At 39.4% G+C, this 23,932-nt stretch carries 27 protein-coding genes and 1 pseudogene; 6 read left to right on the top strand and 22 right to left on the bottom strand.

Features of this window, described 5'->3' with window-relative positions; translation table 11 throughout:
- Window positions 1–53: 53 nt before the first annotated feature.
- The 5 genes from RMA94_RS19095 to RMA94_RS19075 all read right to left on the bottom strand — a co-directional run bounded on the left by RMA94_RS19095 (window position 54) and on the right by RMA94_RS19075 (window position 3,324).
- The gene (locus tag RMA94_RS19095) at window positions 54–443 is read right to left on the bottom strand and encodes a DUF3106 domain-containing protein (RefSeq protein ID WP_311084003.1); all 390 of its coding nucleotides are present in this window, start codon (window positions 441–443) and stop codon (window positions 54–56) included.
- A complete protein-coding gene (locus RMA94_RS19090) occupies window positions 433–753 on the bottom strand; it encodes a hypothetical protein (protein ID WP_002118556.1) in 321 nt (106 codons plus the stop codon). The genes RMA94_RS19095 and RMA94_RS19090 overlap by 11 nt, the downstream gene beginning before the upstream one ends.
- Window positions 743–1,357, bottom strand: coding sequence for an RNA polymerase sigma factor (locus RMA94_RS19085; RefSeq protein ID WP_002118814.1), 615 nt, complete (start codon window positions 1,355–1,357; stop codon window positions 743–745). Before RMA94_RS19085 ends, RMA94_RS19090 begins: the two co-directional genes overlap by 11 nt.
- A gap of 159 nt (window positions 1,358–1,516) precedes the next feature.
- A complete protein-coding gene (locus RMA94_RS19080) occupies window positions 1,517–2,293 on the bottom strand; it encodes an RNA methyltransferase (protein ID WP_032006980.1) in 777 nt (258 codons plus the stop codon).
- A 59-nt stretch (window positions 2,294–2,352) separates the two neighbouring features.
- Window positions 2,353–3,324, bottom strand: coding sequence for a class 1 fructose-bisphosphatase (locus RMA94_RS19075; protein WP_017399238.1), 972 nt, complete (start codon window positions 3,322–3,324; stop codon window positions 2,353–2,355).
- Between the two features lie 185 nt (window positions 3,325–3,509).
- Between RMA94_RS19075 and RMA94_RS19070 the strand changes: the two genes are divergently transcribed.
- On the top strand, window positions 3,510–3,695 hold the full coding sequence (locus RMA94_RS19070; protein WP_017399239.1) for an NF038105 family protein: 186 nt from the start codon (window positions 3,510–3,512) through the stop codon (window positions 3,693–3,695).
- Between the two features lie 50 nt (window positions 3,696–3,745).
- On the opposite strand, the gene pal is transcribed toward RMA94_RS19070, so the two are convergent.
- The 10 genes from pal to RMA94_RS19020 form a co-directional block, all read right to left on the bottom strand.
- A complete protein-coding gene (pal, locus tag RMA94_RS19065; RefSeq protein WP_002118513.1) occupies window positions 3,746–4,306 on the bottom strand; it encodes a peptidoglycan-associated lipoprotein Pal in 561 nt (186 codons plus the stop codon).
- Window positions 4,307–4,333: 27 nt separating this feature from the next.
- Window positions 4,334–5,614 carry a Tol-Pal system beta propeller repeat protein TolB gene (gene tolB / locus RMA94_RS19060; protein WP_002118491.1) on the bottom strand — a complete coding sequence of 427 codons (1,281 nt, stop codon included), beginning with the start codon at window positions 5,612–5,614 and terminating at the stop codon, window positions 4,334–4,336.
- A gap of 93 nt (window positions 5,615–5,707) precedes the next feature.
- Window positions 5,708–7,051 (bottom strand): cell envelope integrity protein TolA, encoded by a 1,344-nt coding sequence (gene tolA, locus RMA94_RS19055; protein WP_311084002.1) that lies wholly within the window; start codon window positions 7,049–7,051, stop codon window positions 5,708–5,710.
- A 3-nt stretch (window positions 7,052–7,054) separates the two neighbouring features.
- Window positions 7,055–7,507, bottom strand: coding sequence for a protein TolR (gene tolR, locus RMA94_RS19050; protein ID WP_005067772.1), 453 nt, complete (start codon window positions 7,505–7,507; stop codon window positions 7,055–7,057).
- Window positions 7,507–8,205, bottom strand: coding sequence for a protein TolQ (tolQ, locus tag RMA94_RS19045; RefSeq protein ID WP_016140259.1), 699 nt, complete (start codon window positions 8,203–8,205; stop codon window positions 7,507–7,509). Before tolQ ends, tolR begins: the two co-directional genes overlap by 1 nt.
- 24 nt (window positions 8,206–8,229) lie before the next feature.
- Window positions 8,230–8,637 (bottom strand): tol-pal system-associated acyl-CoA thioesterase, encoded by a 408-nt coding sequence (ybgC, locus tag RMA94_RS19040; RefSeq protein ID WP_004699892.1) that lies wholly within the window; start codon window positions 8,635–8,637, stop codon window positions 8,230–8,232.
- Between the two features lie 212 nt (window positions 8,638–8,849).
- Window positions 8,850–10,184 carry a M20 family metallopeptidase gene (locus RMA94_RS19035; RefSeq protein WP_199113127.1) on the bottom strand — a complete coding sequence of 445 codons (1,335 nt, stop codon included), beginning with the start codon at window positions 10,182–10,184 and terminating at the stop codon, window positions 8,850–8,852.
- Between the two features lie 204 nt (window positions 10,185–10,388).
- Window positions 10,389–11,393, bottom strand: coding sequence for a Holliday junction branch migration DNA helicase RuvB (gene ruvB / locus RMA94_RS19030; RefSeq protein ID WP_002052424.1), 1,005 nt, complete (start codon window positions 11,391–11,393; stop codon window positions 10,389–10,391).
- A 7-nt stretch (window positions 11,394–11,400) separates the two neighbouring features.
- Window positions 11,401–12,000 (bottom strand): Holliday junction branch migration protein RuvA, encoded by a 600-nt coding sequence (gene ruvA / locus RMA94_RS19025; protein ID WP_002118762.1) that lies wholly within the window; start codon window positions 11,998–12,000, stop codon window positions 11,401–11,403.
- 93 nt (window positions 12,001–12,093) lie between these two features.
- On the bottom strand, window positions 12,094–13,434 hold the full coding sequence (locus RMA94_RS19020) for a deoxyguanosinetriphosphate triphosphohydrolase (protein ID WP_060464857.1): 1,341 nt from the start codon (window positions 13,432–13,434) through the stop codon (window positions 12,094–12,096).
- Window positions 13,435–13,743: 309 nt separating this feature from the next.
- Here RMA94_RS19020 and purL point away from each other — a divergent pair, with 309 nt between their 5' ends.
- The 4 genes from purL (at window position 13,744) to RMA94_RS19000 (ending at window position 19,577) form a co-directional block, all read left to right on the top strand.
- Window positions 13,744–17,577 carry a phosphoribosylformylglycinamidine synthase gene (gene purL, locus RMA94_RS19015; protein WP_311084001.1) on the top strand — a complete coding sequence of 1,278 codons (3,834 nt, stop codon included), beginning with the start codon at window positions 13,744–13,746 and terminating at the stop codon, window positions 17,575–17,577.
- A gap of 77 nt (window positions 17,578–17,654) precedes the next feature.
- Complete coding sequence (locus RMA94_RS19010; protein ID WP_311084000.1) at window positions 17,655–18,860, top strand: multidrug effflux MFS transporter; 1,206 nt, start codon at window positions 17,655–17,657, stop codon at window positions 18,858–18,860.
- 202 nt (window positions 18,861–19,062) lie between these two features.
- Window positions 19,063–19,188 carry a KGW motif small protein gene (locus RMA94_RS19005; protein ID WP_311083999.1) on the top strand — a complete coding sequence of 42 codons (126 nt, stop codon included), beginning with the start codon at window positions 19,063–19,065 and terminating at the stop codon, window positions 19,186–19,188.
- A gap of 68 nt (window positions 19,189–19,256) precedes the next feature.
- Window positions 19,257–19,577, top strand: a complete 321-nt coding sequence (locus RMA94_RS19000; RefSeq protein WP_086265458.1) for an NGG1p interacting factor NIF3 — start codon at window positions 19,257–19,259, stop codon at window positions 19,575–19,577.
- Here RMA94_RS19000 and RMA94_RS18995 read toward each other — a convergent pair.
- On the bottom strand, window positions 19,570–20,370 hold the full coding sequence (locus tag RMA94_RS18995) for an enoyl-CoA hydratase (protein WP_240281510.1): 801 nt from the start codon (window positions 20,368–20,370) through the stop codon (window positions 19,570–19,572). The two genes, RMA94_RS19000 and RMA94_RS18995, sit on opposite strands and share 8 nt — an antisense overlap.
- Window positions 20,371–20,479: 109 nt before the next feature.
- Between RMA94_RS18995 and RMA94_RS18990 the strand changes: the two genes are divergently transcribed.
- Entirely contained in the window at window positions 20,480–21,055 is a 576-nt protein-coding gene (locus tag RMA94_RS18990; RefSeq protein WP_002119001.1) for a nicotinate-nicotinamide nucleotide adenylyltransferase, read from the top strand.
- An 11-nt stretch (window positions 21,056–21,066) separates the two neighbouring features.
- Here RMA94_RS18990 and RMA94_RS18985 read toward each other — a convergent pair whose 3' ends face one another.
- From RMA94_RS18985 to queC, 6 genes and pseudogenes are all read right to left on the bottom strand, one after another.
- Complete coding sequence (locus tag RMA94_RS18985; RefSeq protein ID WP_311083998.1) at window positions 21,067–21,429, bottom strand: glyoxalase superfamily protein; 363 nt, start codon at window positions 21,427–21,429, stop codon at window positions 21,067–21,069.
- Between the two features lie 11 nt (window positions 21,430–21,440).
- Window positions 21,441–22,010: a CAP domain-containing protein gene (locus RMA94_RS18980; RefSeq protein ID WP_311083997.1), complete on the bottom strand. Its 570-nt coding sequence runs from the start codon at window positions 22,008–22,010 to the stop codon at window positions 21,441–21,443.
- Window positions 22,011–22,129: 119 nt separating this feature from the next.
- The gene (locus tag RMA94_RS18975; RefSeq protein ID WP_017480568.1) at window positions 22,130–22,591 is read right to left on the bottom strand and encodes a peroxiredoxin; all 462 of its coding nucleotides are present in this window, start codon (window positions 22,589–22,591) and stop codon (window positions 22,130–22,132) included.
- A gap of 17 nt (window positions 22,592–22,608) precedes the next feature.
- Window positions 22,609–22,776 (bottom strand): annotated as a pseudogene (locus RMA94_RS18970) (ATPase); the annotation flags it as partial.
- A 53-nt stretch (window positions 22,777–22,829) separates the two neighbouring features.
- Window positions 22,830–23,246, bottom strand: a complete 417-nt coding sequence (locus RMA94_RS18965; protein ID WP_057106513.1) for a hypothetical protein — start codon at window positions 23,244–23,246, stop codon at window positions 22,830–22,832.
- A 16-nt stretch (window positions 23,247–23,262) separates the two neighbouring features.
- The gene (gene queC / locus RMA94_RS18960) at window positions 23,263–23,931 is read right to left on the bottom strand and encodes a 7-cyano-7-deazaguanine synthase QueC (protein WP_002118843.1); all 669 of its coding nucleotides are present in this window, start codon (window positions 23,929–23,931) and stop codon (window positions 23,263–23,265) included.
- Between the last annotated feature and the right edge of the window lies 1 nt (window position 23,932).

Here is a 23,932-nt window from a genome sequence, read left to right as displayed (position 1 = left end):
AGATCAAATAATTAAGTGAATAGATGTCTTATCTTTGATAACTGAATAAGAGGTTAGTGTTCTAAATACTTATTCATGTATTCTTCACGAATCGCTGTTTTTTCTTCACCATTCGCTTTAAGCATCCGCTCACGTAAGTCTTTTCGCTCTTGAGTACTCATTTTTTGCCATGCTTCACGCATTTTTTGTTTTTCAGCTTCAGGAAGTTGAGTAAACCAGTCCATACGTTGCTGTAAGTTGGTGCTTTGATTCGCTGGTAGCTCTTTTAAACTCTGGTAACGTTTAATGACTGCACGTTGCTCTTCTTCGGAAAGGGCATCCCATGTGTCATCGACTTGTGCATTGGCATCTTTAGAAAAAATCCAAAAGCGTTCAAAACCTGCAAAACTTGTTTGCAAGAAACTTAATGAACACAGGATAAGCGCTAATTTTTTAGCTGCCATGTTGTACTTTATCCTCACCCAACACCATTAACATCTCTAAATCTTCCACCATTTGTGGAGATAATTTAGGATTTACGATCACTTGATTTTGTGGCTTATCCACAATTTCGACTGAGTTAGGCAGAATCACAAAACCTGTAATTGCTGCGGCAAGTGCGAAACCAGTCATTTTCCAGACACTATAATAAGAGGCTGGTTTTTGTTGAATATGGTCAAGCACATGATTCATGACCACTGTTTTATTTTTATGGTGATCTGCCAAACTATCAAGTTTGGATGTCACCTTTTTAGTGAAATCATCATGATTCATCAGAACCTCCCAAGGGATTTAAATGTGCCAAGTATTCTCTAAGTCCCTGAATTGCTCGGTGATAATGGGTTTTCACACTACCTTCGGTACAGTTCATGATCTGAGCTGTTGTATGGGTGTCAAACCCTTCCCACGCACGTAACATAAATGCCTGTTGTTGACGAACAGGTAGTTTTTCAATTGCTTCCCGAATTTCCTCTATCGTTACCGCTTGATCGAGAAAATCTGCAGGATTAATAGCTTTTTCATCAACTACATCGATAACTTCGTCGTCGTCATTATCCAGGCTAACTTTTTTGAAGAATGAAAATGGGTTTGCTCTACGAGCTTCTTTGCGGCGCCAATCCTGAAGTTTGTTATTCAAAATAGTGTAAAACAGGGGATACCATTCTTCAGTACTTTTATCGGCGTAAGATTTGTGTAAAGCAATAAATGCTTCTTGTACCAAATCCATCGCAATACCTTGTTGACCTTGGGTAGCACTCTCCATCATCACCAAAGCACGACCAGTAACATCTTGCATAAAAACTTTCAGGCGTTGCTCAGCCGTGCTGGCATGAGCACTAGATGTTTCCGATCGAGACTTTTTCGGTGCTAAATCCATGGAGATGGAAAATCCTGTCATTGGACATACCCACCTTATCTTCAATATATCTCTTATATAACGTTGAAACGAGGTGGGAGGTTGACAACAATCGGTTATTTTTTACTAGTGTAATTGATTTTTTTCACAAATATGTGCGATGTAAAATAAATTAACGTTTTATTGGCGTTGGCGGACCATCTCAAAAAAACAAATAGATCCTGCAATTGCCACGTTTAATGACTCTTGTCCACCCGGTTGAGGAATAGTCACTGATTGTGCGTGATCTAATGCATACTCACTAGCGCCTTGACCTTCATTTCCTAAAATCCACACACACGGTTTAGAAAGGTCTTTTGAGTAAAGACTAGTTGAGCGATGAGAGCTAGTAACAAAAACCGGGATTTGAAATTTTGGAAGGATATCTGTCAGCTGGAAGTTTTCAAAACAATGTAAGCTAAAATGAGCGCCCATACCTGCTCTTAAAACTCGTGGTGACCAAAGTGATGCAGAGCCTTGTGTGCAAATGATTTGTTTAATATTTGCTGCTGCTGCTGAACGTAGCAAAGTACCTACATTACCCGGATCTTGAATATTCTCTAGAATTAAGGTGTCTACATTGTAGTCGATGGTTGATGCAGTTTTAGGTAGATCAATAATCGCTAAACAAGGTAAGCTTGTACCTAATGTGCTTAAATCTCTATATAAAACTTCACTAATAACAAAGATATGGCCTTGATGTAGTTCTGTTATTTTCTTTAAATCTTCGTGTTCTAATGCTTGTTCTGTAGTAAATAAAGAAAAAATCTTTTTTTGCTGTTGTAACCAAGCCAAGCAAAGATGTGTGCCTTCAAGAACGGTTTGTTGGTGCTTTTTTCGGGCGTTACTGAGTTCGATTAATCCACGCAAATGTTTAATTTTTGCATTGTCTTTTGATTCTAAAAAAATAACCGCCATAAGAAAATATCCAACAAAAGGGCACCATCATACTATGATGCCCTAAGTAATTAAAATTATTAGTGATAGCTTGTTACGCGTTCAACTTCATTTTTAGAACCAATGATTACAGGTACACGTTGGTGAAGTTCTGTAGGTTCAATCTCTAGAATGCGTACACGGCCAGTAGTTGATGCACCGCCTGCTTGTTCAATAAGCATACTCATTGGGTTTGCTTCATACATTAAACGTAAACGACCTGCTTTTTTCGGATCTTTTAAGTCGTATGGGTAAAGGAAAATACCACTGCGACATAAAATGCGGTGAATATCACCCACCATACATGCTACCCAGCGCATATTGAAATCTTTTTCACGAACAGATGTCTTGCCTGCGAGTAATTCATCAATATATTGTTTTACGGGTTGTTCCCAATGACGTTGGTTAGATGCATTAATAGCGAATTCTTGAGTATCTGCTGCAACCTGTACATTCTCATTAGTAAGCAAGAAGGTTTGAGTTTCTGGATCTAAAGTAAAGAATGCTACGCCATTTCCTACAGTTAAAGCCATCATAGTTGATGGACCATAAAGCACATAACCAGCAGCAACTTGCTGTGTACCAGCTTGCATGAAATCGTTTGCTTGTGTTACTGCATTTTTTGCAGGCAAAATAGAGAAAATCGTACCTACACACATATTAATATCGATATTGCTTGAGCCATCTAATGGATCAAATAAAACGAGGTATTTACCATTTTCTTGTGCAGGTGTGAACTCATCAAGCTCTTCAGAAGCGAGACCGCCTACGTGCGGGTGTACTTTTAAAGCATCAATTAAATAGTCATTCGAAATCACATCAAGTTTTTTCTGTGTTTCACCCTGAACATTTTCATTGCCAGCACTACCTAAAATACCAGCCAGAGCACCTTTTTGTAATGCTTGGTCGATTGTTTTACAGGTAGTGGCAATAGTATCGATGACTTGAGCCAACTCAGGTGTTAGATTCCCTTTTTGTTGTTGTAAAAATTGGGACAAAGTGAGGTTGGACATAAAAAAACGCTCCTGTGCTTCAAGCATCAAAATGAGTCAGATAAATACGTGGCATATTCTAGATGAGAATGTCACAAAATAAAAATTATCTTACTTTATTTGTGTTGGATTTATGCTTACAAGCCCCAATTAAAATGGTATGTTGATTGCATTACAAAGGATTGTATATTTTTAGGAGAATCGAAATGACAACAAAGAAGTTTGATGCGACCCCCACGGCAGGTGAACCAATCAATCTAGATGAAATTTCGAAAGAAAATGTTCAGGAAGCTTGGAAAGATTATGAGGCAAAACCTGAATATAAAGATTTTAATAAGCATGATTTGATTGAGTCCATGCAACATCATGAAGAAGACAAGAAATCTTCTTAAGTAATAAAAAAACGCTCATATTATTATGAGCGTTTTTTTACGCATATCCCTTATTTTAATAAAGGAGGGACTGCTTCGTAATTAATCTCAACGCGGCGATTTTCTTTCCACGCTGATTCATCATGTCCCGCATTAACAGGAGCTTCTTTACCATAACTTACAGCTTCAAGTTGCTGCGGGTTTACACCATTGGTAATTAAATAGCTTTGTACAGCTTTAGCACGACGCTCACCTAAAGCCATGTTGTATTCACGTGTACCACGTTCATCTGTATGGCCTGTTAATGCAACTTTTGAATTTGCATTTGCGATAAGGAACTGAGCATGAGCTTGAAGTGTTTGGTAGTCTTCAGTAGATAAATCGCTGCTGTCATAATCAAAGTGAACAACGCGTTTAGCCAAAGCCGCTTTATTTGCTTCAGTTACACCTTTAGACGAAGCACCTGCCAAATTTTGAGCATTTAATGCAGCATCTTCACTTAAACCAGAAGTGTTTACCGTGCTTGGATTTGTACCAGTCGTGGTAGTCGCTGCAGGTTTACGGCTAGCACAGCCTGTCATTACGAGTGCTACGCTAAGAAAGGGTAGAGCTAAATACTTGATTGATTTCATGATCATCTCCGTCAATGGAATTAAAAGTTATTTTGGTGCCCAGGCTGGTTCACGTACTTCACCTTGTTCGCTTGGTAAATTCATACGGAAACGTCCATCAGTAGACATAATAGACAACAAGCCACGGTTGCCTTCACGAGTTGCGTAGACCACCATTTGCCCATTTGGTGAGAAACTTGGTGATTCATCTAAACTAGTTGGGGTAAGAATATTGGTGATGCCAGTATTAATGTCTTGAATTGCAACTTTATAACTGCTGCCACTTGGGCGATGAACAAGTGCAATCTTTTTGCCATCTGCACTCAGAGTTCCACGTGCATTAAATGACCCTTTAAATGTTAAACGCTTTACTGAGCCATCAGCAAAGGTATAACGATAAATTTGGGCAGAGCCACCACGGTCAGAAGTGAAAATAAAGGATTTTCCATCTGGTGTGTAACGTGCTTCGGTATCAATTGCCGAGTCATTTGTCATGCGTTTGACTTGGCGAGTTGATAAATCCATTTGATAGATTTCAGGGTTGCCATTCATAGAAGCTGTAAACAGCATTGATTGGCCATCTGGTGAGAAACTTGGTGCGCCGTTTAAGCCTCTGAAACTAGTAAGAACTTCACGTGTTCCAGTTGATAAATCCTGTAAATAAATTGCTGGACGTTTAGTTTCAAAAGAAACATAAGCAATTTTTTTAGCATCTGGTGTCCATGCCGGAGAAAGAATTGGATCACGAGACGATAAAACAGTCTTTGGTTGTTCACCATCCGTATCTGCAATTTGTAGTGTATAACGCTCGGCTGGTGTTGCAGGATTTCTTAGCACATATGCAATACGGCCGCTAAAGTCACCTGGAATGCCAGTAAGCGCTTGATAAATAGCATCACTTACCATATGGCCAGCCTGACGTATGCGTGCAGCTGGTACATTTAAAAGTTCATTTAAAATGTATTGTTGCTTTTGTACATCATAAAGTTGGTAGTGAACTTCAAAACCTGTAGCCGTTTGTTTAATTTGACCCGTAACTACATATGGAATACCTGCGGCTTGCCAGTCAGAAGCTTGAATCTGATTAATTGCAGCATTGGCAGGTAAGTTTTTAGATGAGCTTGTAAAGCGTCCAGAACGGTTTAAGTCTGTTTCAACAATAGGATAGAGCCCATTGTCGTTGGTAAACGGGACAATAGCAATTTTGGGTGCCTGATCTGGTGCTTTGGCAATTTCCAGATATAACTGGGCAAAAGCAGTAGTAGAAGCAATAGGACTTAAGGCAGTGATCAGTGCTAAAGATAGCAGGTGTTTGCGGCTCGTATTCATAAGTTTAAAGTCATAGCAGGTATTTTTGTGACTGTTGATTTTGTAGCATAGTTACATGCCTTAAACTATTTAAAGCATGTAACTCTTTCAAAATTATTGCGCTCTAAATGTAGAGCTAACACTTCTTGCTTCACGTCTTGCATCTGGATCTGATGGCATAGGATAGGGCGCTGCGGCTTGAATTGCAGCTTTAATACTTGCGTCTAAGGCATCATCACCACTTGAACGCGTGATCACAATAGAGTTAACGCTTCCCGAATCGGAGAGAGTGAAGCGAACACCAACTGTTTTACCACTACTGCCAGTTGGAACGTCCCAAGAGCGTCGAATTTTTTGTTCAAAATCGCGTCTAGCTGAAGAAGCAACTTTTTTAGCTTCAGCTTTCTTTTGAGCTGCTTCTTCTTGTGCTTTTTGAGCAGATGCAGCTTTGGCTTCGGCCTCTGCTTCAGCTTTACGCTTAGCATCGTCAGCAGCTTTTTGCTTGGCTTTAGCATCAGCCTCAGCTTTGCGTTTAGCATCGTCAGCAGCCTTTTGCTGTTTGGCTTTCGCATCGGCCTCAGCTTTGCGTTTAGCATCATCAGCTTTTTGCTGTTTAGCTTTTGCATCGGCATCAGCTTTACGTTTAGCCTCGTCATTGGCTTTTTGTTGCTTAGCTTTAGCATCTGCTTCAGCTTTACGTTTAGCATCGTCATTAGCTTTTTGCTGTTTAGCTTTAGCAGCAGCTTCAGCTTTTCGTTTAGCGTCATCGGCAGCTTTTTGCTGCTTGGCTTTCGCATCGGCCTCAGCTTTTCGCTTAGCTTCTTGTTGTGCTTGAAGCTTAGCGTTTTCGGCCTTTTGAGCTTCACGTTTTAATTTTGCATCAGCCTCAGCTTTACGTTTAGCGTCTTCAGCAGCTTTACGAGCTTCACTTTGCTCTTGTTTAGCTTTGGCATCTGCTTGAGCTTTTGCCGTTTGTTCAGCCTTACGCTTTTGTTCGGCTTCTGATTTTGCTTTAGCTTCAGCCTGCTGTTTTTGTATTTCCTCTTTACGTTGTTGTTCCGCTGCTTGTTTCATTTTTGCAGCTTCTTCAGCTTTACGTTTTTGCTCAGCTAGCTTAGCTTGTTGTGCCTGTTCGGTCTTTTGCTGTTGAGCAGCAAGTTGTTGAGCTGTTGGAGGAGGAGGCATAGTCGGAAGATTTTGAGGAAGCGTTTCATCCACAATAGGGGCTAATACCTCTTTTGCTTCATTGGTAGCTGTAGTCTCTTGTTCAACTTCTTTTGCTAAAGGAGGAGGCAAATCTTCTGGCTTAACTAAAATAGTTGTTAGCTTTTTTGGCTGTTCAGGTGGTTTACTCAAGCCTAAAAAAAGCAAGCCAACAATGGCAATTGCATGAACTCCGAGTGTAAAGCTCAATGCAATCGCATTTTGTTTAAAGGGCGGCTTTTGATTTTTGTTCATAGCTTATTTTAAAGGCTCTGTCAGAAGGCCAACTTGAGTTAAACCTGCTTCTTGTAAACTCGCCATCAATGATACGACTTCTCCATAAGGACGAGACTTATCACCATTGACTAAAACTGTGAGTTGTTTGTTTTCTTGTTCAGCTTGTTTTTGAGCATCGCTTAAAACTTCTTCAAGCTTTTCACGAGATAATGGTTCATTATCTTTGTAATCTTCATACTGAAGATAAATATTGCCATCTTTGCCAATTGTTACCATGGCTGGCATATCTTTTGATTCGATTGGATGGTTATTTGCTTGAGGTAAATCGACCTTGATACCACTGGTAATCATAGGGGCAGTTACCATAAAAATAACCAAAAGCACGAGCATAACGTCAATATAAGGTACGACGTTCATATCACTTTTTAATGGTTTTTTTATGCGCTCAAAGCGCCCTGAACGCTGAATTGCCATTATGCATCTTCCTGTGATGAACCCACAGATTGACGTTGCAATAAAGCAATCATCTCTTCAGCAAATAAAGCGCGATCAGAATAAACACTTTCACTTTTAGCAGTGAAATGGTTAAAAGCTAATACAGCAGGAATTGCGGCAAACAAACCAATTGCAGTTGCAATAAGTGCTTCGGCAATACCTGGTGCAACAGTTGCTAGAGTTACCTGATCGACCGCAGCCAAACCGATAAAGGCATTCATAATACCCCAAACAGTACCGAATAGACCGATGTACGGTGCTACAGAACCGATACTTGCTAAAGTCCCTAAACCATATTCTAAATGGCTCTGATCACGACTCAAACCTACGCGCAAAATCCGTTCAGTGCCTTCAATTGTTTGTGAAACAGGAGCCTGACGCTTTTTGAGTTTAAAAAATTCGCTCAACCCTTGATAAAAAATATCTTCAAGCCCAGAGCGCTTTGAGTTGAGTTGGGCATTGTTATAAAGCGTATTGAGTTCAGCACCAGACCAGAACATTTTTTGGAAATGTTCATCGTCTTGATGTGCTTTTTTATAACTCATATGTAACTTGGCAATCAGATACCAACTAAAGATCGATGCTAACAATAAAATTAGCATGACCAACTGAACGACTGGACTTGCTTGTAAAATAAGGTCAGAAATATGCAGGGTTGATTCAATGTTTGTTGCCATAGGTTACATATGCCGGTTGTTTTTTTAGTCTTGTTCCAATTCTTTACGAATAAGATCACGTATTTCTTCTGGAAGACGACGAGCTACAAGTTCTTTACTTAAACATGCCAACTCAACCTCGCCAGAAGCAAGCAAGATTTCACCACGATAAATATTTTGTTGCAACACAAATGACGCAGCTTTACATGAAACTACACGTGCTGTAACAGTAATTAAATCATCCATTAAAATAGGACGCATGTATTTTACGTCAATTTTGTGTACGACAAAGTTGTAGTCTTTTTGATGCCAGTAATGATCAACGCCAGAAGCACGGAGCCATTCAGTACGGGTACGTTCCATATAGCGAATATGGTTGGCATGGTAAACAATACCACCTGCGTCCGTATCTTCAATATAAACACGAATGTTGAATTCAAAATGATTCGCCATGAGAGTATTCCGTTTTAGTTCACTATAGAGCTTTATATTTAAAATATGGCTTTGAATAAAACATTAGCTCTACTCAAAAGCCATACATCTGCTTTTAAATACGGGGCAGTTTAGCAGATTGCATACTAAGTCCTATGGCACAACCTTTCAATTGCGGTTGCTGTATTTCTAATCTAAAAACGCTATATCTTATGGCTAGCAAGCTTTTTAAGTTAAGAGGGCTTCCATGAAGTTTGAACTTGTTTTGATATATTCGGATAATCTAATACGAATCTTACATGTAGCTCGGTCCCAGTTTTTAAGGCCTTGTTATCTACAATAAAATAAGGACTATGATTTGGTGCCGCCTGAGTTAAGTCCTGATTTTCTGGTGTTGCACCCAAGAAAACAAAGAATGACGGCATTAACTTGCCATAATAGGCAAAATCTTCACTTGCGCTTGCATTATGATCTAAAACATGGAGTTTTGAATCGCCAACAACTTTGGCTAGGGTTGGCTGAATAAACTGAGTAAGCGCTTTATCATTCATGGTCACTGGAGCGTAAGGAGCAATTTCAACTTTGGCGGTGACGTCATTAGCTTGAGCGTTATGCTCTATCAGGGTTGGTAAACTTTTTAAGATATTTGCTCGTATCTGTTCGTTGTTAGAGCGAATAGTCCCAATCATATTGACTTGTTCCGGAATTACATTTCCTGCCGTACCACCTTGAATATTACCGATAGTGACTACGCCCATGCCTTGGGTGAGGTCGGTTCTTCGGCTAATAAGACTCTGTAAATTATTAATCATTTGTGCAGATGCATAAATTGGATCTCTACCTAACCATGGGGTCGAGCCGTGAACCTGCTTACCGTTAACCTGAATACGCAAATGATCTGCGCTATTTAAAATGGCACCATCTTTATAATAAAGGTGCCCACTTTGCATACCAGATATGACATGTATTCCAAAAATAGCTTCGGGTTTATAATCTTTAAATGCACCGTCTGTGATCATTTTTCTTGAGCCGATTTGATCACCCTGCTTAAAGTTGTCTATATCTGCTCCACCTTCTTCAGCGGGTTGAAAAACAAAGACAACGGTACCCGATATTTTATCTTTATTGGCAGCTAGTATTTTTGCTGCACCTAATAGCATTGCTGTGTGTGCATCATGTCCACAGGCATGCATCACATAACTTTCTTTACCTTGATAAATTGCTTTTTGTTTACTAGAAAAGGGAACTCCGCTTTTTTCTTCCATAGGTAGCGCATCCATATCTGCTCTAAGCGCGATAATAGGACCGGGTTTATTACCTTTTAAAATGCCAATAACCCCTGTTTTTGCATAACCTGTTTTGACTTGAATGCCATAAGACTTCAATTCTTTTTGAACCAGTGCTGATGTTTTAAATTCCATGTTGCCGAGTTCAGGATGCTCGTGAATATGTTGTCTTAATTGAATAACCTGATTTTCATTTTGTTGTGCAGCATCTTTTACCCAATCTGCTAGGCTCAGCTGGCTTATTAGAGCGAGTGGAAAAATCAAAGCGGCTTTTTTGTACATGTCCTTATCCTAAAAATATTATTGTTCATAAGATTTGCTATCTAGATTTCTTATAATGTAGTTTTTAGAAATATTAAAAAATCAATAAGGTATAAAGAAAGACTTAAAAGGTATAGAGTGGCTAATTTATTGATAAGACAATTATTATTTTAATTGGATAGAGAGATTAAATTAAAAAAGGAAGAGAAAATTCTCTTCCTTTGATTAGTTTTTAGGCTCAGGCGGTGTCATTCCAAACTGTAAATAAGATTGGTTGGTTGCAATCCGACCTCGTGCAGTACGCATGACATAACCTTGTTGAATTAAATAAGGTTCAATCACGTCTTCAAGCGTACCGCTGTCTTCAGCCATCGCTGCTGCAAGCGCTTCAACTCCAGCAGGGCCACCATCAAAACGCTCGAGTAGCATGCTCAAATAACGTCGGTCTAGGGTATCTAGGCCAGCTTTATCAACATTGAGCATATCAAGCGCACGCTGTGCCATTTCATGGGTCACTTCGCCTGTGCCTTTCACTTGGGCATAGTCACGAACACGTCGTAATAAACGGTTGGCGATACGAGGTGTTCCGCGTGATCGGCGTGCTACTTCTTCTGCGCCTTCAACTGTAATGGGTACATCCATTAAGTTTGCAGAGCGTGACACAATGTGAGTCAAGTCTTCTACAGAGTAAAACTCAAGACGTTGCACAATACCGAAGCGGTCACGTAATGGTGAGGTCAGTAAGCCCGCACGTGTGGTCGCAGCGACGAGTGTAAAAGGGGGTAAATCGAGTTTAATTGAACGAGCAGCAGGGCCTTCACCAATCATGATGTCGAGTTGGTAATCTTCCATCGCTGGATACAGAATTTCTTCAATCACCGGTGAAAGACGATGAATTTCATCAATAAATAAAACATCGCCTTCTTCAAGGTTAGTCAGCATTGCTGCTAAATCACCTGCACGTTCCAAGACAGGCCCCGAAGTCGATTTGAGGTTGCCACCCATTTCCCGTGCAATAATATTAGCTAGTGTGGTTTTACCTAAGCCGGGCGGACCAAAAATCAGTGTGTGGTCGAGAGCTTCACCACGACCACGAGCAGCGCCAATGAAAATTTCCATTTGCTCGCGTACGACTGGTTGCCCAATATAGTCGGCAAGAGAAGTTGGTCGAATAGCCCGATCAAAATGATCTTCAGGTTTTTCTGTTCCACTGATTAGACGGTCTTGCATAAGTGTTTTACTTCATCATGGATTTGAGAGCAGCGCGAATAATATCGGCTGATTCTGTGTAATCGGCTTTAACCGCTGCAACAGCTTTTTGTGCTTCAAGTGGCTTATAACCTAAAGATTGCAACGCAGCTTCTGCTTCTGCGACAGGAGAGTTTGCAGCAAATTGAATTTGAGGCATGGTCGCCACAGTTGAAGTGCCTTGAGCCAATGTTTTGAAACGGTCACGGAGTTCAATCATTAAACGTTCAGCTGTTTTTTTGCCAACCCCTGGAACTTTGACCAGCGTATTTATATCATCATGTTCAATGGTGTGAACCAATAACTCAACGCTTAGTGTCGATAAAATACCCAATGCCATTTTCGGGCCGACACCATTTACTTTTAATAAGGTGCGGAAAATTGTTTTCTCTTGAGCATCGCTAAAACCGTAGAGTTGTTGAGCATCTTCACGAACAACTAAATGCGTCCATAACGTAACTTTCTGGCCTTTTTGTAATTGGCAAAATGTTGAAAGTGGCGTATCAATTTCATAACCCACACCATTTACATTCAGTAAGACAGTAGGGGCTTCTAGGGCAAACACTTCGCCAATTAAACATCCGATCATAGATTAGTTTCACTTATTCATAACTGTAAATCTGGTCGTTTTAACATTAATTGAAAACGACACTGGTTTTATTTCTTTCTATATGAAGCCAATTTAAAACAAGCCAATTTTATTACCTTGCAACTCTTGCGCCAAGCTATAAGCCTGATGATCTGAGAACTTACTAATAATATCAAGTACTTGCATGATATTGCTGTAGTGATTATTGCTAAAGCTAGCACCATATAGATTAAGGATAGACATTAAACGTTGTTCTTTAAAGCTTAAAGATTTATGTGGTGTTGTAAGTGGAACAAATGCATCCAAAATCGTTTGCAAACTTTGATGCGCAATAATTTCTAAACCAGACTTTTGTGGGTGCTCAAAAATTTTATCGCGTGCCAGATTCTTGGCAGTTTCGATACCAATTGCAATATCTGGCGAACAATATTGCAAGAGATTGCCTTTAAGCTGACCTGTAATGATTTCATAGTGATTTTTGGCAAAAGCCGTAGTAACTTCATCAACAAGACGTTTCATGACTCGGCCACGTAATGCCGAGATCTTTTGTTGCCATGTACTATTTGGATGAGACAACTCTTCAGGTTGACCATAGTCGGCAATAAGATTTAGGAATATTGGTTCAACTTCTTGGTAACTCAGCATATTCAAGACAATGCCATCTTCTAAATCAATTAATGCATAGCAAATGTCATCAGCAGCTTCTAGCAGGTAGGTGAGTGGGTGACGACAATAATGATATTCCCCGAGTTGAATCAGCCCGAGCTGTTCCGCAATCTGTTTTAAAATTTCTTTTTCAGACTGATAACAACCAAACTTTGCTCTTTGATGGGAAGGGCGGTCGCCCTGCGAAGCAATTGTTTTTGAAAGCCATGGATATTTTAGATAAGCACCTAAAGTTGCATAAGTTAAGCGCATACCGCCATCATTTGGATGATAGTCAATGCGACTTAATAGACGTAATCCTTGAGCATTACCTTCAAACTGACGAACGTCAGCTTCTTCTTCGGGACTTAGCTTTTTCAAAAAATCATCATGTGAGGCATCATCGAACCATTCGCGAATTGCATATTCACCCGCATGCCCGAAAGGGGGATTACCAATATCGTGGGCCAGACAAGCTGCTTGGATAATTGCCCCGACATCGGCAGGAGAAATCCAGACGGGTAATTCGTTTTTAATTTTTTCTGCGGCAAGCATACCCATTGAGCGGCCAATGCAGGAAACTTCAAGGGAGTGAGTTAAGCGAGTGTGAATACCATCATGTTGTGCTAGAGGGTGAACTTGCGTCTTACGGTTTAACTGACGAAAACTTTGAGAAAATATAATGCGGTCATAATCTTTATGGAATGGGCTACGAGCCAGTTCTGTACTACTTTTTTTGCTACCTAAACGAACTGCAGAAAGCAGTTCTAACCAACGCATTTGTTCCATTTATCATTATTCAAAACTATAAAACCTGATCATGCCAAAAAAAACTTAAAAGCACTAGCTTGGTGCGACATAGTTTGTCTTAGTTCGGGTTTTATTATGTTATTGAATAAACATGCAACAATTTATTTTTAGTAAGAATGACTAAAAAAATGATTTTGAACAAAAAACAAATCACTTCTTGCAGAATTAGGTTACAGAATACTGATTCTACATCTAGCTGATTTTACCAAGAAGCAGTAGAATATGCGCTCTCTCTAAAGTCACATTGCGGTAAGGTTCACAAGACCTGCCCGTGGAGCCAAAATCAACATGTTTATCGTGGCCGGTGCAGCAGCACATTCTTCTTTTAAGAAAGCTCAACTATTAACACGTTTATCGTCAATTAGTTCTGTTCAATCTTTTGACAGCCAATGGGTCTATTTGTTTGATCAAGCGCTCAACGAGCAGCAACATCAATCTGCTTTGCAATTATTAAATGACGGTGAGTCTTTTGAACTTCGTCAATCTGCAAGTGATGAGATTCAGATTTTAGTTACACCACGTGTGGGTACTATTTCACCTTGGTCTTCTAAAGCAACTGATATTTTTAAAAACTGTAATACACCAGTACACCGTCTAGAACGTGGTCTTTTATTCACGTTAAAAGGTGTTACTGAAATTACTAATGAAGTTAAACAAGTACTTCATGACCGTATGACAGAAACAGTTTTTGCTCAAATTGAAGATGCAAAAGCATTATTTTCAGAAACTGCTCCAAAACCATTAAATTCAATTGATATCTTGGGTCAAGGTAAAGAAGCTTTGGTTAAAGCGAACAATGAGTTCGGTTTTGCGTTATCTGATCAAGAGATTGATTATTTAACAGAAGCATTCGGTAAGCTTGGTCGTAATCCAAATGACATCGAGTTAATGATGTTTGCGCAGGCGAATTCTGAACACTGTCGTCATAAAATCTTTGGTTCTGAGTGGACAATTGATGGTGAAAAACAACCATTATCATTGTTCCAAATGATTAAAAACACTTATAAAGAATCACCAACTGACGTTTTATCGGCATATAAAGATAACGCTTCTGTAATTGTTGGTTATGACACGATGCGTTTTTATCCAAAAGCGGATGAAAATGGTCACTTTGTTTATAAATATAAGAGCCAAGCAGCTCATATTTTAATGAAGGTTGAAACTCATAACCACCCAACAGCAATTTCTCCATTTGCTGGTGCTGCAACTGGTTCAGGCGGTGAAATCCGTGATGAAGGTGCAACTGGTCGTGGTGGTAAACCAAAAGCTGGTTTAACAGGCTTTACAGTTTCTAACTTAAATATTCCTGGTTTTGAACAACCTTGGGAAGAAAACTACGGTAAACCTTCACGTATGGCATCGCCATTACAAATCATGATTGAAGGTCCATTAGGTGGCGCGGCATTCAACAACGAATTCGGTCGTCCTGCATTAAATGGTTATTTCCGTACTTTCGAACAAAATGTAAATGGTGAAGTGAAGGGCTTCCATAAGCCAATCATGATTGCTGGTGGTTACGGTAACATTCGTCCTGACCATGTAGAAAAAGATGCGATTCAACCTGGTGACTTGCTCATTGTATTGGGTGGCCCAGCAATGTTAATCGGTCTTGGTGGTGGTGCAGCATCTTCTGTAGATAGCGGTACAATGGGTGAAAGTCTTGATTTCGCATCTGTACAACGTGAAAACCCAGAAATGGAACGCCGTTGTCAAGAAGTAATTGATACTTGCTGGCGCTTAGAAGACTTCAACCCAATCGTTTCTGTACATGACGTTGGTGCAGGTGGTCTATCAAATGCTATGCCTGAACTTGTGAATGACCATGAGTTAGGTGCAGTTCTTAATCTTCGTAAAATTCCTTCATTAGAGCCGGGCATGAGCCCAATGGAAATCTGGTCAAATGAAGCACAAGAGCGTTATGTTCTTGCAATTCGTCCAGAATCATTAGAACAGTTCGAAGCAATCTGTGCACGTGAACGTTGTCCATTTGCTGTGTTAGGTGAAGCGACAGAAGCTCGTCACTTAACTGTTGAAGATCCATTGTTCCAAAACAATGCAGTTGATATCCCAATGCAAGTAATGCTTGGTGGTACACCGCGTATGCAACGTTCTTATGAAACAATTGAGCGTAAAGGTAACGAGTTTGACGCTTCAAAAGTTGATTTGAAAGATGCGATTTTCCGTGTATTGAAAAATCCTACAGTTGCTTCTAAATCATTCTTGATCACCATTGGTGACCGCTCAATTACAGGTATGGTTGCGCGTGATCAAATGGTTGGTCGTTGGCAGATTCCTGTTGCAGATGCAGCAGTAACGACGACAAGCTTACAAGGCTTCACTGGTGAAGCAATGGCGATGGGTGAACGTCCACCAGTTGCATTGTTAAATCCAGCAGCGTCTGCTCGTTTGGCAGTTGCTGAAGCAATTACTAATATTGCATGTGCAAATATTGAACAAATTAGTGATATCAAACTTTCTGCAAACTGGATGGCTGCTGCTGGTCAAAAAGGTGAAGACCAGGCGTTGTTTGAAGGTGTGAAAGCGATTGGTATGGAAATGTGTCCTGCTTTAGGAATTGCGATTCCTGTAGGTAAAGACTCGCTTTCAATGCGTACCACTTGGAACGACAACGGCAAAGATAAAGCTGTGACATCTCCAATGACTGGTGTAATTACTGCATTTGCTCCAGTAACAGATGTTCGTAAAACTTTAACACCTGAACTTAAGAATTTAGAAGATTCAGTACTTGTACGTATTGATTTATCTAAAGGCCAGTTCCGTTTAGGTGGTTCGATTCTTGCTCAAGTATATAAAGCAATTGGTTCAATCACTCCAGATGTTGATAGTTTTGATGATTTCAAAGCGTTCTTCGCATTAATTCAAGATTGGAACAACCGTGGTTTGATTCAAGCTTACCATGACATTGGTGACGGTGGTTTACTCGCAACTGTTGCTGAAATGATGTTTGCTGCACGTTTAGGTGTTGCATTAGAAGACCAAACTCCAGCAAGTTTGTTTGCTGAAGAAATTGGTGCAGTTGTTCAAATCAAAGCAGCTGATTGGGAAGCTTTACAAGCAGAAGTTGCTGCTTCTAGCTTAAAAGATGCAATTGCTGTAGTTGGTCGTGTAAACAACACAGATCAATTATCTGTAAACGGTTTGACTTTAGAGCGCGCAGAGTTACAACAGGCTTGGTCTGAAGTATCTCATCAGATCCAACGTTTACGTGATAACGTAGAAACTGCTGACCAAGAATTTGCTTTAATTGCAGATAAATCACATCAAGGCTTAATTGCTAAACCAACATTTGACTTGAATGAACCTATTGAAGCACCGTTTATTAACACACGTCGTCCTAATATGGCGATCTTGCGTGAGCAAGGTGTAAATGGTCATATTGAGATGGCAGCAGCCTTTGATAAGGTTGGTTTCAATACCGTTGACGTGCACATGAGTGATTTACTTGCTGGTCGCGTTAGCCTAAGTGATTTTGAAGGTTTAGTGACTTGTGGTGGTTTCTCTTACGGTGACGTAATGGGTGCTGGCGGTGGCTGGGCAAAATCAGTTTTATTCAATGCGAAATTGCGTGATCAGTTTGAGCAATTCTTCCACCGTGAAGGTACGTTCAGCTTAGGTATCTGTAATGGTTGCCAAATGTTGTCACAATTGGCGCCGCTTATTCCAGGTGCTGAACACTGGCCACGCTTCCACCGCAATATGTCAGAAGTTTTTGAAGCTCGTAGCGTAAACGTTCGTGTTGAAAAATCAGTTTCTGTATTACTTGATGGTATGGAAGGTTCAATCTTACCGATTGCTGTGGCACATGGTGAGGGTCGTGCAGTTGCAAGTGAAGCTGATATTGCAAGCTTAAATGCAGCTAACCAAGTTGCATTGCGTTATGTTGATAGCCATGGTAACCCAACTCAACATTATCCATTGAACCCGAATGGTTCGCCGGAAGCGATTACTGGTGTAACATCTAAAGATGGTCGTGCAACGATCATGATGCCGCACCCAGAGCGTACATTCCGTGCAATTCAACACTCTTGGAGTCCAGAAGAGTGGACTGAAGATGGTGCATGGTTACGTATGTTCCGTAACGCACGTAAGTTTATTGGTTAATATAAAGATTGAAATAAGCCACCGTAAGGTGGCTTATTTGTATGTAGTACGATATTAATAAATAGCAGAGAAGAAAAATGAAATCAAAAATCCATTTCCATGAATTTGCATTACTAATGGCATTGCTCATGTCTATTGTTTCTTTTTCAATAGATGCAGTTCTACCTGCTTTGGGCGAAATCGGACGAGTTTTTGACTTAAAAAATAATAATCAGACACAGTGGGTCATTATTGGTATTTTTTCCGGTATGACGATTGGTCAACTCATTGCTGGCCCTCTATCCGATGCAATTGGCCGTAAACGCATTTTATTTACCGGTATTATCATCTACTTTTTAGGAAGTTTACTGTGCTTTACCACCCAAAGTTTTGAATGGTTTTTAGTTGGACGTTTCATTCAAGGGGTTGGAGTATCAGGTCCTTACGTGGCTTCTATTTCAATTGTTAGAGATAAATACAGCGGAGCTCAAATGGCCCGCATCATGTCTTTAATTATGATGGTGTTTATGGTTGCCCCAGCAATTGCACCAAGTTTGGGACAGCTCATTATCCATTTCTTTGGTTGGCGTGAGATCTTTGTTTTATATATGGTCTATGCCACAGTTGTCGGGGCATGGGTCGCTTTACGTTTGGAAGAGACGTTACTTCCCGAAAATCGTTTACCTATGCGCTTACAGGCATTTCAGGAAGGTTTTAAAGAAGTAATGAGTAACAAAACCACCATGAGCTATTTGCTATGTGCAGGTTTTTGCTTTGGTGGATTCATTGGTTACTTAGGTACTTCTCAGCAAATTTTTATGCAGCAGTTTGGTAAAACAGGGCAAGAATTTAGCGCTTATTTTGCTGTGCTTGCAGGTGTGATGGGCGTCGCTTCATTTACAAACTCTAAAATTGTTATGAAGTTTGGTATGCGTCCAATCTGTATTTACGGCTTTCTAGGTTTGTGCTTAATTTCTTTAGTTTTCTTAGGAATTCAACTTTTAGGTGTGGCTGTTTCATTCTGGATGTTTATGCTTTATGCCTGCATTTTATTTTTATTATTTGGAACTTTATTTGGAAATTTAAACGCAATTGCAATGGAACCAATGGGGCATGTTGCTGGTATGGCTTCGGCCATTATTGGTGCAGCATCCTCTGTTTTGTCACTTATTCTTGCATCTATTATTGGGCAATTATATGACGGTACATTAATACCAATGACTGGCGGTTTCGTCATTTTATGTGGTTTAGCATTCATGATGACAATATATGAGAACAGATATTTAAAGAAATCGAATACTTAAAATTATAAAGACGCAGCTCTAGCACACTGAAATTTAAAACTTTGTTCAGAGTAAGAGTTACATATAAATGAGTGTAGCTCTACTAAGCATTTTATGAAAATTATAAGCCTATAGACATTCGGCTATTTAACACTTTATAGTTTGTTCAAGATTGGATCAATTTTTGCTTTCTCTGTAACAACGATAAAAATCGGAGATCAAAATGATGAAAAATAAGTATCACATAAGAACAATGTATACCAAAGATAAGGGCTGGCGCTTATTTGGCTTGGCACTTGCCATTCAAATCATCTTTATTGGAGTAAATTATTTGGTAATGATGAGCTGACTTTGATTTAGAAGCTTTTTTAACGGTATGATTTAAAGCTAGTTTACTAGTTTCGAGTCATACTACTTATGTTAAAGCTGATTTATTACGTACCTGAGTCACATCTTGAGTCGACAAAACAAGCTATTTTTTCTGCTGGTGCGGGTGGTATCGGTAATTATGAACACTGTGCATGGCAGGTGAAAGGAACAGGACAATTTAAACCAGTCAAAGGTGCAGATCCTTATATCGGAGAGCTGGGTGAACTCGAACAAGTTGAAGAATGGCGTGTAGAAACAATTGTAATTGAAGAAAATGCCAAGACCGTAGCAAAAGCATTAAAGGCAAGCCATCCTTATGAAGAGCCTGCCTTTGAGTTTATTCAAATCATAGAAATTGATTTTAATTAAACTGTGAGAAATCTGGTTTACGTTTTTGCATAAATGCTTGTACAGCTTCTAGCATTTCTGGAGATTGAACGCGCTGCATAAAGATTTCAGCTTCATGATCAATACATCCAATAATTTGATCTAAATCATGTTTCATCAATGCTTTTGTTTGTTTTAAGGATGCAAGTGGTAAAGCTGCTAAATGTTGAGCAGTTGCCTGAGCAGATGCATAAGCATCTTCAACGACTTCATTCACTAAACCTGCTTGGACGGCAGTTTCTGCATTAAATTTTTTCGCTGTAAATAGAAGTTCAGCTGCTTTGTGATAACCCGCTTGTTTAACCAATAGTTGGCTTGCACCACCTTCTGGTGAAAGACCAAGACTAACAAATGGAATTTGGAAAAGAGCAGTGTTGTCAGCAAAAACTAAATCTGCGTGTAATAAAATCGTAACACCAATACCAATTGCCACACCTTTTACTGCAATAATAAGCGGCTTCGATAATCTAGCAGCAGATTTAAGGAGTACAAATGGAGGAACTTGACCTGCCGGACCAGCATTAGGATTTTGTACAAAACCCATAAAATCTTTCATGTCATTCCCAGCGGTAAAATCTTGCTCTACGCCACGAAGAACGATTACTCGTACATCTTTGTCTTGGTTAGCTTCATCAAGTGCTTTAGCAATCCATAAATAAAGTTCGCCATACAGCGCATTTTTTGCTTCTGGACGATTTATGGCTAAGGTGAGTACGCCACCTTCTAAATTTGCATGTAAATGTTGATGAGGTTGTTGAATACAGCTAAGTGTCATCGTACTATCCTTGCTTTAAACCACGTTGTTAATTTTTAGGTTCTCATTATGGCGCATATTCTTTCTAATGCGGGTAACTGGTGAGTTCATAAAAAGTGAAAATCTAATTATGTATAAATTTGACTATCTCGTTTTTATAGGGCGTTTTCAACCATTTCATTTGGCTCATATGCAGACAATTGAAATTGCCTTACAACAAAGCCACTATGTCGTTTTGGCATTAGGCTCTGCTCAAATGGAACGTAATATTAAAAATCCGTTCTTAGCAGTAGAGCGTGAGCAAATGATCTTGTCAAATTTCTCATTAGAAGAACAAAAACGCATTCGTTTTGTACATGTAGTAGATGTTTATAATGACGAAAAATGGGTAAAACAAGTCAAATCTTTAGTGAATGGCGTAATTGAACCGAACTCAAAAGTTGGTTTGATTGGACACTTTAAGGATGAGTCTTCCTATTATTTGCGACTATTTCCTGAGTGGATTATGGTTGAACTTGATAGTTTAAAGGACTCTATTTCGGCAACGCCAATGCGTGAAGCTTATTATCGTGGTGAAATCCAAACAGAGTTTTTCCCTGTAGGAACTATTCAATTTTTGGATGAATTTAAAAAAACACGCACTTATCAACAGTTGCAACAACGCTTTGAAGAAGATGATCGCTCTAATTTAGATGATTTTGAGTAAGTGTATATAAATTAAGCATCTGCCCAAAAGATAATTCGGTTGGAAAAAGGATCGGTGATGCTGAGTTCAAGTGTTTCCCAATCTGTTTTTTCAACTTGAGGCTTAGAAAATTTATAATCTTTTTTGCTTAGTTTACTGTGCAACTCATAGATATGTTCCCAATAGATACGGATCGCACTATGTGGACTTGCATCACCAAAATGCTCGGATAAATGAATAACACAATCATCTTTAGAAATTTGTAAATATAACGGAAAGTTGTCTTCAAATTGGTGTTGCCAATCAAGCTGAAAACCTAAAAACTCAAGATAAAATGATTGAGCTAACTCAACATCAAAAATTCTTAAAATAGGGGTGATCGAACCTGATTGCATCTTTTTTCCTTTTAACGTGTACCAAATTGTTGAGTCCAATAGCTCTTTTGTTTTACAGATTGATCGGAAGCACAAGCAATTGCGTAAGTTGTAAATTTAGGGTTCATTAGGTTACTACAATGTAAGGGACTCGATAGCCATCTAGACATCACTTCATCTAAAGTTTTTTGTCCACTCGCTACATTTTCACCGTTGGCTTTACCGAGTGTATTATAAAGTTTCAAACGTGATTTTAAATCTAGTCCCGTGGAGCCGACATGTCCGAGAAAGTTGTGTGTCGCCATATCTTCACTATGAGAAAGTGCACCTTTATATAAACTATTACTCCAACTCAGTGGTCTGGTGGCAGAGAAATGTTGTTGTCCACATTGGCGTGATTGCTGGCGAATTTGATTAATTATTTTAAGTACAGCTTGTTGATAGGCGGGGTTTTGTAAATCTTGGCAACTTATTCTTATAGATGGAGTTTCAACTTGTGGTGTAGATGATGTAAGTGAGGGCGGCATACTGGATGAACTAACGGAGCATGCAGAAATAACAAGACCACTAGACAGTAAATTACAAACTTTGAGCAGACTCATGTAAATACCTTAGCGTGAATTATTCTAATGTCTTTATCATACGCCAAAGTAAAGGAGTAAGTAATTTGTTGATATACAAAAAAACGAGCATTATGCCCGCTTTTTGTTTCTTAAGTTTATTAAGCTGTTTGTAGGGCTTTTAAGTCTTCTAGAACTTGCTCTGCATGCCCAGCTGCTTTAACTTTGCGATAGCTTTTAACTAAAGTTTTGTTATGGAAAATAAAAGTAGAACGTTCAATCCCCATTACTTTTTTCCCATACATATTCTTTTCTTTAATCACATCAAAGTGATGACAAAGAGTTTCTTCTTTATCACTGATCAGATCAATAGTAAGTGCTTGCTTCTCTGTAAAATTTTGATGGGCTTTTACCGAGTCACGTGAAATACCGAAAATACGGGCACCTAAAGCTTCAAATTGATCTTTCAAACAAGAAAAACCAACTGCTTGTGTTGTACAGCCTGGTGTTGAGTCTTTAGGATAGAAGTAAATGATTAACCATTCATTTTCGACTTCGGCCAAGTTCACTTCGCCGTGTGTAGTAGGGAACACCTGATTTGGCAGTTGAATATTCTCAGACATTTCTTATCCTTTAAAAGTTAAATTTGATCTAATTCAAGTGGTAAAAAAGCGTATTCCTCATGATAAACAATATTGAGTTTTCTTACAGGAATTGCTTTGTTAAAAATTGGCCCATCAATCACGGTCGCATGAAATTCACCGCCCTCACCACATGGATCAATACCACGGTTCTCAAGCTCTTTAACAGAACTATAAAAAAGCCTGCATAAATGCAGGCTTAATTTGGAGTAACAAAAGCTTATTTTTTAGGAGCTTGTTGTTGAGCTGCTTTCATAGCTTCTTCAGTTAACTTTTCAAGCTTAGTTGTTAACTGAGGACCGAAACATGCTTTAAGATCACGGTTTTGTTGTTGTACAAATCCTAGAGAACTTGGGCTTTTCTTCGCATTGATTGCGCTTTGGATTTCCCATTTTTGTGCTTCAGTCACTTTACCTTGTGCTTCAACTTGGCAGCTACAGAATTTGCTAACTTCAGATGAACTTAACTTGCCGCCTTTAGCAGTTTGTTCTTTACAAACGTTAACTAATGCACCTTTAACGTTAGTGCTTTTATATGCCGCTTGAACTGGGTTTTCGGCTGCTTGAGCTGAACCAGCCATAAGTGCAGCTGCTGAGAATAAAGATGAAAGAATAAGATTTGATTTTAACAACTTCATAAATTTTACCTACTTATTACGGTATATAGCGTGTTGGATCGGTAACACCAGCATCGATAAAGCCTTCTTTACGCAAACGGCAACTGTCACATTTACCACACGCACGTCCTTGAGCATCTGCTTGGTAGCAAGATACCGTTTGACTATAGTCTACGCCATGTTCAATCCCTAAACGTATGATATTCGCTTTGGATAAATGTAACAGGGGTGTTTCAAACTTAAGTGGTTTTCCTTCTACGCCAGCTTTAGTTGCTAAACGGGCCATATTCGCAAAAGCATCAATAAATTCAGGGCGACAATCAGGATATCCTGAATAATCAACGGCATTGATACCAATAACAATAGCTTCAGCATTAAATACTTCGGCTGCTGCTAGAGCATATGAGAGGAAAATAGTGTTACGCGCTGGTACATAAGTTACAGGAATACCTTCTTGTAACTGTTCTGGTACTGCAATGTTGTGATCTGTAAGTGCTGATCCGCCTAAATTTGCTAGATCAATATTAATTACACGATGTTCAACACCTGAACGCTGAGCTAATGCTTTTGCAGCATCAAGTTCAGTGGTTGAGCGTTGGCCATACATAAAACTAATAGCAATACATTCATAGCGCGCTTGTGCCCAAGCTAGGCAAGTGGTTGAGTCTAAGCCGCCTGAAAGTAAAACAATGGCACGAGAGCGCATA

The sequence above is a fragment of the Acinetobacter sp. V115_6 genome (assembly GCF_031799025.1).
Taxonomy (GTDB): Bacteria; Pseudomonadota; Gammaproteobacteria; order Pseudomonadales; family Moraxellaceae; genus Acinetobacter; species Acinetobacter pittii.
The sequence above is the reverse complement of the archived record's forward strand: the minus strand, read 5'-3'. Positions and strand labels throughout refer to the sequence as shown.

Excerpts from the sequence above, each read along its gene's own strand:
- RMA94_RS19095 (WP_311084003.1), bottom strand. The coding sequence starts at position 443 with ATGGCAGCTAAAAAATTAGCGCTTATCCTGTGTTCATTAAGTTTCTTG.
- RMA94_RS19090 (WP_002118556.1), bottom strand. The coding sequence starts at position 753 with ATGAATCATGATGATTTCACTAAAAAGGTGACATCCAAACTTGATAGT.
- RMA94_RS19085 (WP_002118814.1), bottom strand. The coding sequence starts at position 1,357 with ATGGATTTAGCACCGAAAAAGTCTCGATCGGAAACATCTAGTGCTCAT.
- RMA94_RS19080 (WP_032006980.1), bottom strand. The coding sequence starts at position 2,293 with ATGGCGGTTATTTTTTTAGAATCAAAAGACAATGCAAAAATTAAACAT.
- RMA94_RS19075 (WP_017399238.1), bottom strand. The coding sequence starts at position 3,324 with ATGTCCAACCTCACTTTGTCCCAATTTTTACAACAACAAAAAGGGAAT.
- RMA94_RS19070 (WP_017399239.1), top strand. The coding sequence starts at position 3,510 with ATGACAACAAAGAAGTTTGATGCGACCCCCACGGCAGGTGAACCAATC.
- pal (WP_002118513.1), bottom strand. The coding sequence starts at position 4,306 with ATGAAATCAATCAAGTATTTAGCTCTACCCTTTCTTAGCGTAGCACTC.
- tolB (WP_002118491.1), bottom strand. The coding sequence starts at position 5,614 with ATGAATACGAGCCGCAAACACCTGCTATCTTTAGCACTGATCACTGCC.
- tolA (WP_311084002.1), bottom strand. The coding sequence starts at position 7,051 with ATGAACAAAAATCAAAAGCCGCCCTTTAAACAAAATGCGATTGCATTG.
- tolR (WP_005067772.1), bottom strand. The coding sequence starts at position 7,507 with ATGGCAATTCAGCGTTCAGGGCGCTTTGAGCGCATAAAAAAACCATTA.
- tolQ (WP_016140259.1), bottom strand. The coding sequence starts at position 8,205 with ATGGCAACAAACATTGAATCAACCCTGCATATTTCTGACCTTATTTTA.
- ybgC (WP_004699892.1), bottom strand. The coding sequence starts at position 8,637 with ATGGCGAATCATTTTGAATTCAACATTCGTGTTTATATTGAAGATACG.
- RMA94_RS19035 (WP_199113127.1), bottom strand. The coding sequence starts at position 10,184 with ATGTACAAAAAAGCCGCTTTGATTTTTCCACTCGCTCTAATAAGCCAG.
- ruvB (WP_002052424.1), bottom strand. The coding sequence starts at position 11,393 with ATGCAAGACCGTCTAATCAGTGGAACAGAAAAACCTGAAGATCATTTT.
- ruvA (WP_002118762.1), bottom strand. The coding sequence starts at position 12,000 with ATGATCGGATGTTTAATTGGCGAAGTGTTTGCCCTAGAAGCCCCTACT.
- RMA94_RS19020 (WP_060464857.1), bottom strand. The coding sequence starts at position 13,434 with ATGGAACAAATGCGTTGGTTAGAACTGCTTTCTGCAGTTCGTTTAGGT.
- purL (WP_311084001.1), top strand. The coding sequence starts at position 13,744 with ATGTTTATCGTGGCCGGTGCAGCAGCACATTCTTCTTTTAAGAAAGCT.
- RMA94_RS19010 (WP_311084000.1), top strand. The coding sequence starts at position 17,655 with ATGAAATCAAAAATCCATTTCCATGAATTTGCATTACTAATGGCATTG.
- RMA94_RS19005 (WP_311083999.1), top strand. The coding sequence starts at position 19,063 with ATGATGAAAAATAAGTATCACATAAGAACAATGTATACCAAAGATAAG.
- RMA94_RS19000 (WP_086265458.1), top strand. The coding sequence starts at position 19,257 with ATGTTAAAGCTGATTTATTACGTACCTGAGTCACATCTTGAGTCGACA.
- RMA94_RS18995 (WP_240281510.1), bottom strand. The coding sequence starts at position 20,370 with ATGACACTTAGCTGTATTCAACAACCTCATCAACATTTACATGCAAAT.
- RMA94_RS18990 (WP_002119001.1), top strand. The coding sequence starts at position 20,480 with ATGTATAAATTTGACTATCTCGTTTTTATAGGGCGTTTTCAACCATTT.
- RMA94_RS18985 (WP_311083998.1), bottom strand. The coding sequence starts at position 21,429 with ATGCAATCAGGTTCGATCACCCCTATTTTAAGAATTTTTGATGTTGAG.
- RMA94_RS18980 (WP_311083997.1), bottom strand. The coding sequence starts at position 22,010 with ATGAGTCTGCTCAAAGTTTGTAATTTACTGTCTAGTGGTCTTGTTATT.
- RMA94_RS18975 (WP_017480568.1), bottom strand. The coding sequence starts at position 22,591 with ATGTCTGAGAATATTCAACTGCCAAATCAGGTGTTCCCTACTACACAC.
- RMA94_RS18965 (WP_057106513.1), bottom strand. The coding sequence starts at position 23,246 with ATGAAGTTGTTAAAATCAAATCTTATTCTTTCATCTTTATTCTCAGCA.
- queC (WP_002118843.1), bottom strand. The coding sequence starts at position 23,931 with ATGCGCTCTCGTGCCATTGTTTTACTTTCAGGCGGCTTAGACTCAACC.